Origin of the sequence: Amycolatopsis ponsaeliensis (assembly GCF_030182635.1) — a bacterium.
In the GTDB taxonomy this organism is placed as follows: domain Bacteria; phylum Actinomycetota; class Actinomycetes; order Mycobacteriales; family Pseudonocardiaceae; genus Amycolatopsis; species Amycolatopsis ponsaeliensis.
Window position 1 is genome coordinate 14,427 of record NZ_JAPZLD010000005.1, and the last position, 15,470, is coordinate 29,896.

A 15,470-nucleotide genomic window follows, 5' to 3' on the forward strand; every position below is an offset into this window, starting at 1 on the left:
GCACCACCGTGTCCGGAGCATCCGCGACCACCGGATGCCCCGGAGACGGGGCCCCGCCGTACCGAGGAGAGGACTCGGTTGTGACCACTGTCGATCGTCCCGATGCGACCTACATCCCCCGTTGCCGCGACGTCGTGCTGTGGGTGTGTGGCACCGAGAAGCTCGACGACCTCGGCGCGGGCTGGCTCGGGATCGTCCCCGACGCGCGCGGCGAAATACCCGACGACGGCGGTGGATTACTGAGCCCGCCGCGGCGCCGCACCGGCTGATCAGCACCGTCACCAGCGCCAGCGCACCCACCCCGTCCGGAATCCCACGATCCCAAGGAGAAACCCGGTGACCACACCGACCGGCCCGCAGCCGCACATCGTCTTGCAAGGCCCCAGCGCCTCCGGCAAGACGACGACCGTCCAGCAGATGATCGGCGACCAGCTCGCCCACGACGGCCGCGTGTACGCCTTCACCCCGAGCCGGTGGCTGAGCAACCTCGCCGCGACAGGCCTGCCGGTGCAGGTGCCCGGCGACACAGGAGAGGGAAGCTGGTGCACACCCAGCCTGGACTTCCTCCTCAACGCCGCCCGCATGGCCGTGACCGAACCCGACGGCAACCTGCTCGTCGTGCTCGACGACCCGGACCCCGACCTCACTGTGGACCAGATCGCGAACCTCGTGACCACCCTGGGGGCGACCGGCGACACCGGCCTGCGGGTCCTAATCGCCACCCAGAACAGCGAAGACTTCCCGAAGATGGTGCACGCCGCGCTGGAAGAGACCGCCGTCCTCCTGCGGACCCCACTGCCGAGCCGAAGCCGCGGCGTCACCAGCCCTCCGGAACCGGCCGCGCCCAGCGCTGCCCTGGACAGGGCCGCGCTGTCGGAGGCGCTGGCGGTCGTCGGCCAGGCGGGCCGAGGCCGCCACACTCTCATCATCGGCGAGGCGGGCATGCTACTGACCCACACGCTGCAGTCCGAGCTTGCCGCGCTGCCCAGCGGCCTGCTGTGGGCGCACACCGCGCGCCCCGACCGCCTTCGCGATGTCACCGCACACCTGGACACCGCGCACGCTGAACTGTTCGTGCTGATCAAGCAGGCCGCGGCGGTCGTGATCGACCGCGGCGACCGGCAAGGCCGCAACGCCGGCACCGAGGCCGACGACACCACGATCCTGGTCCTCATCGACGGCGCGTTCGACGAGAACACCATGACCGACTGGCCCGCCAAGACGGTCGAAGACCTGCAGGTCCTCCTGGAGTACGGGCTGCAATGGAACGTGCGCGCCGTGATCACCGTCCCGGATCGGGCGCGCGTGCCGGCGCTGCTGCTGGATCACTTCGAGCAGCGGCGCACCACCACCCGGATCGTCGACCTGCCGGCACTCACCTGGCCGGAGAACGTCGAAACCGCTGATCGCAGCCGGGAACTCGACCGGCTGCTGCGCGAAGTTCGCGCGTGGTTCGAGCAGCGCTACCGCCCCGGATGCCACGTCACACTCGAGTTGCCGCCGGAGATCGCTCCTGGCGACTTCCGCTGCCGGGTCGTTCCACAACACGCCTCGGCGAGCGCCTGAGTCCTCAGCTCCCATCGGCGCCGTCGGCCCACGGGCGTCCGTGCCCCACGGGCCGACGGCGCTTAAGTCGACGACGAGCAGGGCCCACGCCTCAGCGGGCCTGGCGAGACCGGTGCGCCAGTGCTAACTCGGCAATCGACGGGACGGCGAACACCCAGCCACTGATCAGCATGATCCCGGCGCCGGTCTCGAAGCGGACCACAGACACCGACAGCAGTCCAATGAGGATCCACACCACCACGTCGGCGATCAGGTACGCGGCAACGAAACCGGTCGGCACGCGCGACCCGGCCCAGCGGAACACCAGGGTGATCAGCAGCAGGCCGACAGCGGCCGTGATGACCGCAGCGGCACCCGTCACCCCGGCGTCGCCGAGCTCGGTCCGGACCGCGTCGGCAACGGCGGGATTGCGGCCCAGCACTAGCAACGTCACGCCCCAGGCCACTACAGCGATCACCGCGCAGACCGAGGAGGTCGCGCGGCGCACTGTCAGATTTTGGTTCCCCTCCACCGCGGCCACCCTACGCAGGGCCGCCGGATCCGGTGATGCGTGCCGCCACCGGCGCACAGCATTCGGTAACCGAGCTGTGACTCTAAGCCCTGGTCATCGACGCGATCGTGGCTATATTGCCAGGGGTTGAATAGCACCAAGCAGTGTTCAGACCGGGGGAGAAGATGACGGAGGACGAACCGAGAGCTGCTCGGCCTGCCACTTTCCGCGATGTCTTCATCGTCGGGGAGTTCCGTGTCCTGTGGCTGGCGCATCTGCAGTCGGTTCTCGGCGACCAGCTCGCCCGTGTCGCTTTGTCGATACTCGTGTTCGATCGGACCGGTTCGCCCGCCTGGGCGGCGATCACCTACGCCATGACGATCCTGCCGAACCTGGCTGGGGGAGCGCTGCTGTCCGGCCTGGCCGACAGGTTTCCCCGGCGCGCAGTCATGGTGACCGCGGATGTGCTGCGGGCGGTGCTGGTCGCGGTCATGGCACTGCCCGGCCAGCCGATCATCGTGATGGTGGTGCTGCTGGCCGTGGTCCAGGTGCTCTACGCGCCGTTCACCGCCGCGCGCAGCGCGGTGATGCCCGCGGTGCTCGAGGGTGACCGGTTCATCGTCGGCACGGCGGTCATGCGCACCACCGACCAGCTCGGTCACATCGCCGGCTTCGGTGTCGGCGCCGCGCTGGTGACCGCGCTGGGGACACACACGACACTGGCGGTGGACGCGGGCACCTTCGCCCTCTCGGCGCTGCTGCTGGCTCTTGGCGTCCGCCCGCACCGGCCGCCGGCGTCCGGAACGCAGGCTCGCGGCGCGCGGGCCTGGTGGCACACCCTGCGTGCCGGCTTCAGCCTGGTGACCGGCGATCGCCGCCTGCGCGCGCTGGTCGGGCTGGCTTGCGTGTCGGGGTTCTACGTCATCCCGGAAGGCCTCGCAGTCCCCTACGCCGCGCAGATCCACGGCGGCACGCTCGCGGTCGGGCTGCTGCTGGTCGCGAACCCCGTCGGCGCGGTGCTGGGCATGCTGACGCTCAAGAGCGTGCGGCCGGATCGGCGTCTGCGGCTAATGGGCCCGCTGGCCGTAGCAACGTGCGCGGTGCTGATGCCGACCGCGTGGGCGCCGCCGCTGGCGGTGACCGTCGTGTTGTGGGTGGCCAACGGGTTCTTCTCGGCCTACGACATGGTCGCCAACACCACGTTCGTGCAGATCGTCCCCGACGCGTCCCGCGGCCAGGCGATCGGCCTGGCTGTCGCGGCGATGCAGACGGCGCAGGGTGTCGGCGTGGTGATCGGCGGCCTGCTGGCGCAGGCCATCACCCCGGCGGTCGTGATCGGCCTCGCCGGCCTCGGCGGGACGATCGCGGCGATGACAGCCTCGGCCGCCTGGAGCAGGACGACGCCGCTCCTGCCCCGGACAGGGCAGGGGCGCGGCGCGACCAGCACCGGCACGTAGCCGTGCCGGCCGTTCGTGCTCGAGGCGGGAGGGGTGGGGAGAGGAAGAGGTCAGTTCCAGGTGTTGTTGCGTCGCCAGGTGTTGTTGCGCACGAGAATCACCTCCTTCGGGGACGTGACGCTGCCGAGACTGGCCGGGCTCAGTTCCAGGTGTTGTTGCGTCGCCAGGTGTTGTTGCGCATGAGGTTCACCTCCTCTTCGCCACCGCGCCGGAGAGCTGGGCCATCCGGGTGGTTTTCATGATGATGCGTCAGCAGGCTGTCACGACCCGCACCCGCAGCGTTACGCTGCCCAACTGTGATGTGTGGACGTGATCATTGCTGGGGGTGACGGCCGGTGTCTTCGCTGGTCGGTAGGCCGTGGCGATGGGCCAGGTCCTGGGCAGTGTGGTCGTTGCCTCGCCACGTCCTGACCTACGTCCTCGCCGTCGACATCCTCGCAGTAGCCACCACCGGTGCCATGGTCCCGGTGCTACCGGTGACCCGCGCCGATGGCGTGGCAGCCATCATCCTCGGGATATGCGCGATCGCGCACATCGAGCTCTCCCGCAGCATCGAACGTGCCCGCAAGCTCACCTCCGGCGTCGGGCCGTTCGTCGACAGCCTGACGCTCTGGGACTTCGCCGCAGTGATCGTGCTGCCCCCGGCCGTGGCCAGCGGATTGATCGTCTTCACCCACACCATCGCCTGGCTGCGGGTCTGGCGCGGCCGCCGCCCGCTCTACCGCTGGGTATTCAGCGACGCCACCGTCCTGCTGGCAACCCAAGCCGCCGCCCTCGTCCTGCTCATTGGCCCCGCACCGCACCCCGGTGTGCCCGCAGGACTCGGCGGGCTCGCGATCATCCTGGTCGCCGCGATCGTGCGCTGGTTCGTCAACTACGCCCTCGTCGTCGGCGCGATCCTCATCTCCTCGCCCGGCATGCGCGCCGGGCAGGTCATCGGCGAGTTCGGCGAGCAGATCATCGAAGCCGGCGCGCTCGGCCTCGGCCTCGGCGCCGCGGGCCTGCTCAAGTTCAACCCGTGGCTGCTCGCCGGCATCGTCATCGGCCTGCTCGCCCTGCACCGCGGCGTCCTGCTCGCCCAGTACCGCACCTCGTCACGTACCGACGATAAAACCGGGCTGCACTCCGCAGACTGGTGGCACCAAATCGCTGAGCGCACCCTGGACCGCGCTCGAATCGACAACGTGTCGCTCGCCGTGCTGATGATCGACCTCGACCTGTTCAAGAAAATCAACGACACCTACGGACACCCGGCAGGCGACGATGTTCTGCGAGTTGTCGCTCATGCGATTGAGTCAGAGGTGCGTCACGATGACGCCGCCGGACGCTGGGGCGGCGAAGAGTTCATCGTCTTGCTGCCGGGCGTCGACGGCCGCGAACTCGGCGCTATTGCCGAACGAATCCGCCGCCGCATCCACGTCTTGGTCATCCCCATCACCACTGATCACGGCCCGACATCAGTCACCGATTTGACCGTCTCCATCGGCGGCGCCCTGTGGCCGTCCGCCGGGCTAAGTACCGTCGACGACATGGTCCTTGCCGCGGACTCGAACCTCTACGCCGCCAAAGACGAGGGCCGCAACCGCGTCAAGCTGCCCGACGGCCTCGATCTGCGGACGGCCGACGACCACTCGGAACCGCACAACAGACCGGCCGAGCAGCCGTAACCGGTTGGGTGGCGCAGGGCGGCTACGAGGCAGTGCGATGTTCGCGCCGACCTCGACGTAGCGGGCCAGACTGTCCTCGAGTAGTTCCTGCAACGCCGGATGAGATCCTCAGGCAGCGTCTTGTGCTCGGCGGCGATGAGGTCCTCGAGCGAGAGCTGGGCTCCTGCTTCGTGCTCGGCCGGGAAACGGAATTACACGGTGTTGCCGAACTCTTCGGGATATTCGGGGGGCACCGCGTGGCCGGGGTCGAGTACTGCGACGAGTTCGTAGCCTTCGGCGGGCAAACTCGGCAGTTGTTCGGTCACTGCGGCGTGCTGGGCGCGCACGTCGCTTTCCGGCACGACCCGGGACCGCAGCAGTTGCTGCTCGAGGCACCGCGTCAGGCTGGGCAGGACTACCAGGGCGATCGTGGGCAGCTGGTGCGCGACGGCAATCCGCTGGACCGCGGCGCGGCGCTCGGGCTGGCGGTGGGTGCCGTCGACGACGGCACCGCGCCCGCCGGCGCAGCATTGCCGGAGTCGGCCGTGGGCGCGGGCCACCGCCGCCGCGCCGACGATTCGGCCGTCGGCTTGTTCGCGGTCGTAGGACACGATCTCCAGATGGGGGCGCTGGGCAGTTAGCTCGCGCGCCACCGTGCTCTTCCCGCCCCCGGCCGGGCCGACCATCAGCACCACGACAGGCCCGCTCAGCAGGCTCTCCAGCGTCGGGTTGTTGAGCCGGACGTCGGCGCGTACCGGGTACCTCGTCATGATCCTCATCATGGCGCCGCTCGTCCGCGGTGATGTCGCGCTTATGTCGCGCACGACAACTGCCCGATACGACCGGCATCGAGAAACGTGCGCGACGACCTGCGCGCACTCGTCCACGGCGATGCCGGGAGCACGCACACTCGGCGCCCCATTTCCACTCGAAGGAGACCCGCCACAACCGGGTGGTTCACCAGTGAACCGGTACACTGGTGAACCACTCTGGAGGGACGGGTATGGCCGACGATCTGACCTGGCGATTTGAAGTGAAGATGCGCGATCACGACGGCTGGGTGCCGATCACGCGCTACCTGCTCGGCGCCGACGAGCCGCTCTACGGCGACATCGTCGACACCATGGAGATGATCGGCATCCACCGTGAACCCGCAGACGCCGCCAAGGACGAGCTGGACGAGGCGCTCGCCGGCTTGGCCGCGTTCGGCCAGGGCCGGGGGATGACCGGTGCGCGCATCGTGGTGTGGGACGACGTGGGTGCCGAGGGTGATCCTGCCGTTGTGCTGGAAGCAACGGCTGATCAGCTCGCGGCCGGACGCTTGCGGGTGTCCACCATCGACGTCGACGCCGCTAAACGCGAGGTTGAGGATGCGCGGACCCGCGTGCGCAACGAAATTATCAGAGCGGCGACTGTGGATCGCCTGGGGCGCAACATGATCGCTCGCAACGTCGAGGGCGCATGGGCCCGTCGCTTGGTGCTGGGCTTCCTCGCCGGGCACGACCTCGTGGAGGCGATCCGGGACGCCCTTCCCGAGTCTCTGCGTTGGGCGGCGCCGGACGGCTACTACCCCGAGCCGGGGGAGGAGTACCTCGGGCCGTACTTCTGTGGCCCCGTCCAGATCGACCTCGAGGCCAGCGGCCAGGTCTATCTCCGGCTGCTCAACCCCGACCGCCCCGGCGCCGAGGAGAACGCCTCGCCGCACCGGAACGAATCAGCAGACCCGGAGGGCACCGCGCGTGAGAAGCCGGCACGGATGCACCGCCTTGCCGAGACGGTGTTGTCCCGCCTGACGAGCGCCGGAATCCACCTCCAAACCGGTGACCGCTCCCCAGCCGCTGAGGAGCATCTGGTGGCCGGCACCCGACTTCTCGCAACGGAGGCTTGACGGGCGTCGAACCAGGAACAGCGACCGCGTACAGCATCATGGTGAAGCGCCACCGGATCACACCAAGCCATGACGCAGAAAGGATCCAGTGATGTCACGCGAGTGGACCCCGTGGACCGCAGCCCTCGCCTGGGGCGAACTGCTGACGCTCTGGCACATCGACCACGACGAGGGCACCTGGGCGAGCCAGCCCGACGGCACCGAACGCAAAGTGACAGTCCTGATCGGACGCTGTGTACGCGTCCTCGAGGCCCAAGCCGGCGGCCCGCCCGCCTCACATCCGGACAGCTTGGAGACGTTGTCGCTGGCCGCGCTGGCCACGATGCTCGGCGATGCCGCCGAGCTCGAACGGGCCTGTGCCGCGGAATTCGGCCCGTCCTCGGCCGACGAGCTCGGCCACGACGACGACAGGGAGATCACCGCGCTGCTGCACCAACGAGGGCCGGACTGGGCGGCGCTGACGAGCCTCTGCGCGCACGTGGGGACCGCACTCGCACGCGCAGAGGGCGCCGGCCTCACGAAAGCGACCCTGCGTCGGCAACGCCGCGAAGCCGAGAAAGAGGCCCGGAAAGCCTACGAAGCCCAGATGGACGAGGCGATCGCCAGCGTCTCGACGTGGATCGGAACCTGACACTCCGACGCGTTCGCGCTGCCGCAGACGAACATCCAGGCCGAGTTCCTGGCCGACAGGAAGTTGGCGTCGGCGGACCGGACAGCGGTCGGTTGATCCGCGAGCCACTGATGATCACTCAGCGGGCGACGAATGATCACTGGTCTGCGCGGACGCCTGCATCTCGGCGTTCTCCGCGTCCAGTTTCCGGGTCCAGGCGGCGACGGTGCGGGCGTAGGACCACGGCCTCCACCTGCTCAACGCGAGAATCGTGTAGCTGCCGGCGAGGCACTCGACCACGCCGAAGTAGTGGCGGTGGAATTCTTCGGCCATCGGAAGCTGGGCAGCCAGGGGACGGCGTGCGCTTTCCTCCGCGATGACCCCCGACGTTTCATGCAGCAGCACCAGGTAGCTCAACGTCATGAGCCGAGCGTCGACGAGGCCGAGCAACCGCCCCACCAAATCGCGCTGACGAGTGCTCAGCAGGTCGCCGAGCTTGGCGAGATCAGCTTGCAGCCCGCCGGTGACTTCACCGGCATCCTCTAACGCGACCTTTCCCATCCCCCACGCCAGACCAGGGCTCGCAAGCAGCACGACATGCCGGGTCTCGTACGGCAGGACCACCAGTTTCGCCATCAACTTGCGCCGCTCGCGATGCAGCTCGAGAACCCGGTCCTTGCGTGCCTCCAGCCGGGGCTTCGCCGCGAACTCGATCAGCATCGTCACCAGGGCCGCGGTGACCGCGCTGATGAGAGCCGTCTGTGCCTGATTCACCACGCCACGCTACCGGCAGTGTCGACGCTGACCGGTCCGGCCGCTAGCGGGAGAGGCCCATGCCGGTCGGCACGCTCGCGCGAGACGGTGCATGGGCGGTCGCTGGTGATCCCTTCACAGTACGACCATTTGGACGTAACCTCTCTGAGGTCGAGAGGGCACCGACAGTGAGCAGTCGCCGGGGGAGGGGTCCCACCACCATGCGCGAAATCGCCAGGCCAGCCGGACAGTACGGCGGCGCGAACACCGCGTCGCGGTGGTAGAGCGGGGCAGTGCCACTACGCGAACGCGGGATCCTCAACCGCGCACCCGCACGGCCGACCTGGTCGGCCGTGTTCGGCAGCCGGGGCCGCCCGGATGATTCTGCTGCTGGCGATCGTGCTGGGCGTGCTCACCGCGCGACGCCAGTGTCGGCGCCGAACTCCCCACTCCGCGCGGATGCCGAATTTGCGCCGGGCCTGGAGCGTCATCGCCGTTGCTGGCCTCCTGGCTGTCCACCTGTTGGCCACTGCCCTGCCCGCCGTCGCCGCGGCGTGCGGGGAGGCGCCGAACCCGCAACGGCCTGGATCGGGCTTGGTCGGCGCCCTCGACCCGGCCGCGCACGGGACCAGCGGCAGTCCCTACGCCGACTACGGCTACGCCGGGCTGGTGTGGAACACCTACGAGACCGACTGCGGCCCGCTGTCGGGGCTGACCAGCCCATCGCTCGGCTTCGACACCTGGGCCGGCGGGCAGCTGCTCGACATCAGCAAAGGGATCGTCGGCACCACCAACTCCCTGCACTACATGGTGGCGGACGGGTCGCTGCTCACACCCATCTACAGCGCGGTGAAATCCGGCGCGGACAAGACGTTCACCAACATCTACACCCAGCTGTTCGCCCTCGCCGCGCTCCTGCTGTCCCTCGCCCTGGTGCCTCGGATTTGGAAAGGCGACTTCGCCGCGGTCAGCAAGCGCGCGCTCTACGGGCTCGCCGGCGCCTGGATCGCCGCGTCCTCCATCGCGATGCTGGCCTACCTCGGACCCATCGACCACGCCATCGTGGCGACCACCACGAACATCAAGAACGGCTTCACCGAACAGGAAAACGATCCCGCCGCCCGCGACGCGCTGCCCACCGCGCTGCACGAGCACGTCATCTACGACAGCTGGCTCCGCGGCGAGTTCGGCAGTCCCACCGCTCCACAAGCCGGCCAGTTCGGCCGTCCACTGCTCGACGCGCAGGCGTTCACCTGGACACAGCTGCGCGACGGCTCGGAAGGCAACCAGCAGGCTGTTGATGCGAAAAAGGCCGCATACAAGGACATTTCGACGAAACTCGGCCCGGCAACCGGCTACTTCACCGGCGAGGCCGGCTCGCGCACAGGCGCCGGACTGCTCTCCCTCGCCGAAGCCGCCAGCATGTCGAGCTTCCCGCTGCTAGCCAACGCCGCCGTCCTCGCCGCCCAGGTACTCATTAGGCTGTTCATCCTCACCGCGCCCCTCATCGGCCTGGTCGCGCTGCTCAAGCCCGATGTCCTGCGCGCCGTGGTGAAAATCGCCGGCACCGTCGGCTTCCACCTCGTCGTGATCTCCGTCCTGGCGGGCGTGCACTCCGTCGTGATCCAGGCGCTGCTCGCGGCGGACACCACCCTGTCGGTCTGGGTGCAGATCCTCATCGCCGCCATGGTTACGACGGTCCTCATCGTGATGGGTCGTCCGCTGCGCCGCCTGTGGCAGATGATCCACCTGCCCGCCAGCCTCGCCGCCAAGGCCGTCGGGATCCCCGGCCAAGGAAGGCTGGCTCTGCTATTCCTTCGCAGGCGACTTCGTTGGCCGGCGGCAGCGCCGAGCTTGCTGGAGACACTGCAGCGATACCCGAACGCGCTCGCCGAGGCACTGGGGTCAAACCCGCAGGACGCCATCGGTCGCCCAGAACAGCAGGCACACCTGCTGCTGGTTCCTCGACAGAGACTGGCCGCCGACGGGTACGCCCCGACCCCGTGGGAGCTGTCCAGATTCGCTGGGGGGAGACAGCCTGAGTTCGCCCTGGCGTCCCAGAATCCTCAAAGACCACGAACTCAACTCGGCGCCTACGGTGCCACACCTGCAGGGGGGCGCACTGCCGCCATCGGAGGCGGCGGAGGTGGCGGATCGACCCCGCCACCGGGAGACCCGCCGCCTCCGGGTTCGCCCGACGGAAGCGGCGACCGGAGAATTATCGAAGGCGGAGGGGGATTTCGCTATTTTGCGGAGGCGGGGGACAGGGTACAACACCTTCCTCCCCGCGCGCCGCGCGAGAAATCCCACGGATTCACGACTAGATACCCCAATTGGGATCTCGTCCTTTCGGGAGAAGGTGGGCGAGATGCCGTTTATTACGACCGGGACCCGTGGGAGGAGCGGCAGAGGTACAAGGCTGTCTTAGAATGGGTAAACCTTCAGCGTCTCCCGGACACAGTGTCAAAAGACGACAAGGAAATATCTGCGGCGCATGTGGAGATAAAACTACTGGCTATGCTCTCGATAAAAGTAAGTCAGATGCACCCGTGGGAGCGTCCCGATAATGTCGTCATTGTGGTCAACAACAAGCCGTGCCACTACTGTGACAAAATGCTGCAAGAAGTCTCTCGAACGCTGCCTTTTTCGGTTACGGTGTATGGTACTGACGAGGACAAGGGCCACGAGCCCGTCGAACGTCACTACGAAAGGGATGCTGAGTTCTGATGGATGACGTCTTGCCTGAGGCTGTCGAATACGACATCACTCAAGTCGCCGATCTTGATGCGCTCTTGCGGACCTTGCGGGCAGAAAACGAGAAGCTGGAAGATCCGGACATGACGGGGGGCCGATTCTGGAGGCTGAACGTCGGGCCCGACGCCACAGAAGGTCTGCGTGTCGGCGTTCGCGGCGCAGTCGGTTCACTTGTCTGGTCAACACCGCGGGAGTCATTCGTGCCGACGGTTGGGATGAACGAGGACCTCGCCAGTTATCGTGACATCAAGGGCTATGAAGCTCCTCGGCCGCCTCGCAGTGAGGTGCCCATAAATCTGGTGTATGCCACGGTTGCGGAGTACTACGCTTCCCATCGGCAGCCTGTCACCGTGCAATGGATGGCTGAACCCAGCCCCCCGCGTCTTCCGGGCGAACCCGATAGCTATATGGACGGTGCCTGGATTCCGGAGTAGATCCACGGGCCCCGCACCGCTCGACCTTTCCTCGGTGCCAGTTCAGCGGCCGGACAGAGAGTCGGCGCACTGCTTGCCCTTGTCGATCAGCTCCCGCTGAGTCGCGGCGCGGTCCGGGACACATTCGGCTTGGGCGAAGAGGTGCCCGGTGAGCGCGGCCGCGGCGTGGATCGTGCCGATGGGGTTCAACGGGGCGATCTCGTCGATCGGTAACTGGCGACCCTTGGTCACCGCATCCACGATGGTCATCATCGATGCCACGGCGTCGAGCTTGTGCTCGGCCGAGCACAGGTGCTGCAGCAGCGAACGCGCACCTGCCACCATGTCCGAAGGGCGCGGGTCGAATGACGATTGCCGGCACCACTCGATGCCCTCACCGAGGATGATCTTCGCGACCTCGCCGGCGTCGGAAGGCTTGATGTTGCGCAGCTCGTCGACGCAGAGTTCAGCCCAGCTGCCAGCCGCGGCCTCAGTTTCCTTCAGCATCCGCGTCACATCACGGCGGTTTTCGTAGTCCTGCTGGGTTTCGTCTTCCCTCCGCGCTTCCGTCACCGGAACGTCGAACCCGCCCTGGTCGACGAACGCGACGTAGTTCAGCAGGAACAGCGTCGCGTGCAGGGTCTGATCCAGCACCCGCTGCGCCCAGCGTCCCTTCCCTCCGGGGGCATCTCGCTCCGGCATCGGCTCATCGGCGGCCATCCCGGCGACTTGCTGCGGCTGCGGCTGCGGCTTCGGCCGATCGTCACGGTCACGCCGGTTGCGGTTCCCCTTGCCCATGCGCCGACGATAGCGTCACGCGGGTCGCGGGCCCTGCGAGCCACGCGGCGACAGCGGCTTGATCATCACGTCGAAGGTCGGGGCGCCGGGCAGCGGATTTGTCTTCTGGGCCACAAGCCTCCAGCCCCACGCCCGGTAGGCGCGTTGCGCCGGCTCCGCCTCGGGCAGCACGGTCAACGTGGCTCGCTGCTCGCTCCGGCCCTCGAGGAGCTGGTCGTGCAGACGCTGGCCCACTCCACGCCGTCGCCACGGGTGGAGGACCAGCAGCTCGACCAGGGCGAAGGTTCGGCCAGGGGTTTCGGTGACCAGCTCGGCGTCCACCGGTGTGGTGACGGTGCTCCACCACGGCGTGTCGGGCCGCAGGGTGACACCGAAGGCGAATCCGACGATCTCGTCGTCCGCGCGCGCGACCACAAGATCGAATCCCGGTGCCACCCGCTGGCCGGCGAACCACCGGACGAACATCGACGTGTGCTCTTCTCCCCAGAGATAGGGCGGTTCGGCGTACACCTCCGAGTAGATCGCGGTGAGAGCCGGGGCCAGCTCCGCGGCACGCTCACCGGCCCGGTCGATCCGCACGAACGTGTCACCAGCAGAGGACGTCACAGCACCCCTTTCGCCGTGACCGACTGAATGTAGGCGGTCAGGGCGTCGATGAATTCCGACACTTCGGCCACACTGCCGTAGCGAAGGTTCAACGGGCCGGCGAGACCGGTCAGCCACTTGGTCACCACGGTCGACCTCATCCCCTGCGCTTGCTGCACCGCGCGCAGGCCGATCATGGCCGCTTCGGCCGGCTCCTGCTGCGCGAGGCGGATTCTGCCCAGCCGCAGGTCGTCGAGAATGCGGCTGCGCAGGTAGCTACCCTCCCGGGCACGCACAGTGTTGATGACGTGCTGCTCCGCGCGACCTGCGTATGTCGCGGCGCGCGCGGGACGGGTGTCGACCAGGGCGAGCTCGGTGTAGGCGTTGGCCGCCAGACACTCGACCTCGGCCTGATCGAGGTAGTGCACCCAGTCCGGCCGATCCCGGGTCGAGGCGCCCTCGAACGTCTCGACGCAGGCATCCACCGCGCGCAGCGCCGCTGACGCCTGCGCGGGACCCAGCTGCGCGCAGGCGCGGGCTTCCAGACCGAGCAGTTCCGAGCGGACCAGCGCGCTGGCGTTGCGCGGAAGGCGGGCCGCGGCTGTCCGGACCAGGGACACGCTGTCGTCGTATCGGCCCAGAGCGGTGGACATCTGCGTCATGTCGCCGACGATCTTGGCGCCGAGGTCGGCCGCCTCGACGTGACGGCAAGCGTCGAGAGCGAACAGGTAATACCGCTGCGCGAGGCCGAACGCGCCGGTGTCGTAGGTCATCCAGCCAGCCAGCTGCGCCAACTCCGCCACCACCTGCAGCAGACGCCGGCGCGTGGCCGGCGAAGCAGACTGACTGACCGCCTCGGCGACGGCGTTGAGCTGACCGACGACGGCTTTCCGATGCAGGCCACCGTTTCCGGCCGCGTCCCAGCGGCGGAAAAACACCACCGACTGCTCCAGCCCGGCCAGTTCGTCATCACCCAAGCGGTCCGTCGGTACCTGCACCAGAGGCAGCGACGCCGTCCACTGCTGCACTTGCTTCACGAGCTGCTCGCCGGTCAGCAGCGACAGGCCCAGCAGCACCGAGCGCCTGGTCGCCATGTCCTTCGCCGTGAACTCCTCGATCCTGCCAACCGTGTCGGCTGGCGAACCGTCCAGGGCGTCAGCCGAGTCCCCCAGCTGTACGGCCAAGGGGCGCCTCGTGTCAACGGCGACGGCAGGAATGCCGGCTTCGAGCTGAGCCGCGCGATGACCCTGCAGGAAGCGCTCGCGCACCTCCTCGCCGACCAGTCCCAACGTCGCGTCGAGGATTTGCTGCGACTCCGGCACCGGGCACACGGTGACGCCCCGGGCTTCCCACCGGTTCACGGTCCTGACGCCGACGTCCAGTTTCGCGGCGAACTCGCGGATCGACATACGCATCGCCTGCCGCAGAAGCGCCGCTTCACGCCCTGTCCATTGTCGAACCTGCACCATGCCCACACCTGTATCAGATAACCGATCAATAACGGGCCATGGCTCGTCGCGGCACCACGGCGGCACCAGCGAGCCATTCCCGCGGTCGTCACATTCCGACAGGCTAAGCCCCCGCTACTCGCTGTAGGTCATTTTCCGTCACCCGTTGCCCGAGGGGAGCGCACCACCGTTGCAGGTCACCACCGCAATGCACCACCCGGGCACCGTCGACGACGAGCTCAACGCGTCCGAACGCGTCGGTCCAGCCGCGGCGGAGCCGCGACCTCAGGACAGCCGCGACGCAATTCCCGCCCCGCGCGGCATGCCGGCCTCCACCGCGTCCGGTTTCCCCGCGGCCGGGCGGAGCCGGGACGGAGTGCCCTTCGACCCCACGAAGAGCGCTTCGTCCCGCGCTTACCCGCCGAAGGACCGGCCACAGGTGGCCGATCTGCTCCTCGCGGCGAACCACGCCGGGGACATCCAGCTCGACCCCGTTGTGCGCGATCGAGCCACCATGGAGCTGACGCTCGCCGCAGCGGTCCTCATTGACCTCACGATCGAGAAACGCATCCGCATCGAACCGCCAGGATGCGTTCGCATCATCGCCGGAAACCCCGGCGATGACCCGCTGTCGCACCGGGTCGTGCACGATCTTCGCCGGATAGCGCAGCCCCGATCGGTGACCGACAGTCTTTACGTCCTGGCCGACACCGTGACACCGCTGGTGTGGATGCGGCTGGCCCACCGGGGCGACGCACAACCTCGGCACACGCGATGCCATCGCCGCCCACGGTTCGACTTCGTCGGACTGCGCGCGATCCGCCGTCCGCACCTCTACCTGACCGCGGCCGCAGACCACGACCCCATCGACACCACCGCGGCGTCTCTGTGGCGGCTGCTGACCCTCCTGAACCTCGACGACGAGAGCACGGACCTGATGCTGAGCAACACCACGACCGCGCGCTTGAACGCCACCGAACCCGCACCGCAGGTCACGGCGATCCTCTCCGTCGCCGCCCTCGCGCTCCACGTGCACGCCACCGCCCTCTGATCCACAACCCC

At 68.1% G+C, this 15,470-nt stretch carries 15 protein-coding genes; 9 read left to right on the top strand and 6 right to left on the bottom strand.

The genetic code is table 11. The features are described 5' to 3' along the window. Nucleotides 1-80 precede the first annotated feature (80 nt). Nucleotides 81-269 carry a hypothetical protein gene (locus QQ657_RS08990; protein ID WP_284741645.1) on the top strand — a complete coding sequence of 63 codons (189 nt, stop codon included), beginning with the start codon at nucleotides 81-83 and terminating at the stop codon, nucleotides 267-269. A 67-nt stretch (nucleotides 270-336) separates the two neighbouring features. Then, nucleotides 337-1,566 (top strand): ATP-binding protein, encoded by a 1,230-nt coding sequence (locus QQ657_RS08995; protein ID WP_284741646.1) that lies wholly within the window; start codon nucleotides 337-339, stop codon nucleotides 1,564-1,566. Between the two features lie 91 nt (nucleotides 1,567-1,657). On the opposite strand, the gene QQ657_RS09000 is transcribed toward QQ657_RS08995, so the two are convergent. Next, complete coding sequence (locus QQ657_RS09000) at nucleotides 1,658-2,053, bottom strand: hypothetical protein (protein WP_284741647.1); 396 nt, start codon at nucleotides 2,051-2,053, stop codon at nucleotides 1,658-1,660. 188 nt (nucleotides 2,054-2,241) lie between these two features. On the opposite strand from QQ657_RS09000, the gene QQ657_RS09005 reads away from it, so the two are divergent. Both QQ657_RS09005 and QQ657_RS09010 read left to right on the top strand, forming a co-directional pair. After that, entirely contained in the window at nucleotides 2,242-3,513 is a 1,272-nt protein-coding gene (locus tag QQ657_RS09005; RefSeq protein WP_284741648.1) for an MFS transporter, read from the top strand. A gap of 383 nt (nucleotides 3,514-3,896) precedes the next feature. Then, nucleotides 3,897-5,180 (top strand): GGDEF domain-containing protein, encoded by a 1,284-nt coding sequence (locus tag QQ657_RS09010; protein ID WP_284741649.1) that lies wholly within the window; start codon nucleotides 3,897-3,899, stop codon nucleotides 5,178-5,180. 191 nt (nucleotides 5,181-5,371) lie between these two features. Here QQ657_RS09010 and QQ657_RS09015 read toward each other — a convergent pair whose 3' ends face one another. Beyond that, nucleotides 5,372-5,929 carry an AAA family ATPase gene (locus QQ657_RS09015; RefSeq protein WP_284741650.1) on the bottom strand — a complete coding sequence of 186 codons (558 nt, stop codon included), beginning with the start codon at nucleotides 5,927-5,929 and terminating at the stop codon, nucleotides 5,372-5,374. Nucleotides 5,930-6,162: 233 nt separating this feature from the next. Between QQ657_RS09015 and QQ657_RS09020 the strand changes: the two genes are divergently transcribed. Together QQ657_RS09020 and QQ657_RS09025 are read left to right on the top strand one after the other, a co-directional pair. Next, nucleotides 6,163-7,047, top strand: a complete 885-nt coding sequence (locus tag QQ657_RS09020; RefSeq protein ID WP_284741651.1) for a hypothetical protein — start codon at nucleotides 6,163-6,165, stop codon at nucleotides 7,045-7,047. A 91-nt stretch (nucleotides 7,048-7,138) separates the two neighbouring features. Then, on the top strand, nucleotides 7,139-7,678 hold the full coding sequence (locus QQ657_RS09025; RefSeq protein WP_284741652.1) for a hypothetical protein: 540 nt from the start codon (nucleotides 7,139-7,141) through the stop codon (nucleotides 7,676-7,678). Between the two features lie 114 nt (nucleotides 7,679-7,792). On the opposite strand, the gene QQ657_RS09030 is transcribed toward QQ657_RS09025, so the two are convergent. Beyond that, nucleotides 7,793-8,431, bottom strand: a complete 639-nt coding sequence (locus tag QQ657_RS09030; protein ID WP_284741653.1) for a hypothetical protein — start codon at nucleotides 8,429-8,431, stop codon at nucleotides 7,793-7,795. A 357-nt stretch (nucleotides 8,432-8,788) separates the two neighbouring features. Here QQ657_RS09030 and QQ657_RS09035 point away from each other — a divergent pair, with 357 nt between their 5' ends. Together QQ657_RS09035 and QQ657_RS09040 are read left to right on the top strand one after the other, a co-directional pair. After that, on the top strand, nucleotides 8,789-11,137 hold the full coding sequence (locus tag QQ657_RS09035; RefSeq protein ID WP_284741654.1) for a magnesium transporter: 2,349 nt from the start codon (nucleotides 8,789-8,791) through the stop codon (nucleotides 11,135-11,137). Then, nucleotides 11,137-11,598: an Imm1 family immunity protein gene (locus QQ657_RS09040; protein WP_091628557.1), complete on the top strand. Its 462-nt coding sequence runs from the start codon at nucleotides 11,137-11,139 to the stop codon at nucleotides 11,596-11,598. Before QQ657_RS09035 ends, QQ657_RS09040 begins: the two co-directional genes overlap by 1 nt. 42 nt (nucleotides 11,599-11,640) lie before the next feature. Here the strand turns inward: QQ657_RS09040 and QQ657_RS09045 are convergent, their stop codons facing one another. Genes QQ657_RS09045 through QQ657_RS09055 form a run of 3 tightly spaced genes read right to left on the bottom strand, consistent with a single transcriptional unit; the run spans nucleotide 11,641 to nucleotide 14,429 of the window. Then, a complete protein-coding gene (locus QQ657_RS09045; protein WP_284741655.1) occupies nucleotides 11,641-12,375 on the bottom strand; it encodes a hypothetical protein in 735 nt (244 codons plus the stop codon). 15 nt (nucleotides 12,376-12,390) lie between these two features. Beyond that, complete coding sequence (locus QQ657_RS09050; protein ID WP_284741656.1) at nucleotides 12,391-12,981, bottom strand: GNAT family N-acetyltransferase; 591 nt, start codon at nucleotides 12,979-12,981, stop codon at nucleotides 12,391-12,393. Continuing rightward, the gene (locus QQ657_RS09055; protein ID WP_284741657.1) at nucleotides 12,978-14,429 is read right to left on the bottom strand and encodes a helix-turn-helix domain-containing protein; all 1,452 of its coding nucleotides are present in this window, start codon (nucleotides 14,427-14,429) and stop codon (nucleotides 12,978-12,980) included. Before QQ657_RS09055 ends, QQ657_RS09050 begins: the two co-directional genes overlap by 4 nt. A 418-nt stretch (nucleotides 14,430-14,847) precedes the next feature. On the opposite strand from QQ657_RS09055, the gene QQ657_RS09060 reads away from it, so the two are divergent. Next, a complete protein-coding gene (locus QQ657_RS09060; protein ID WP_284741658.1) occupies nucleotides 14,848-15,459 on the top strand; it encodes a GPP34 family phosphoprotein in 612 nt (203 codons plus the stop codon). Nucleotides 15,460-15,470 lie beyond the last annotated feature (11 nt).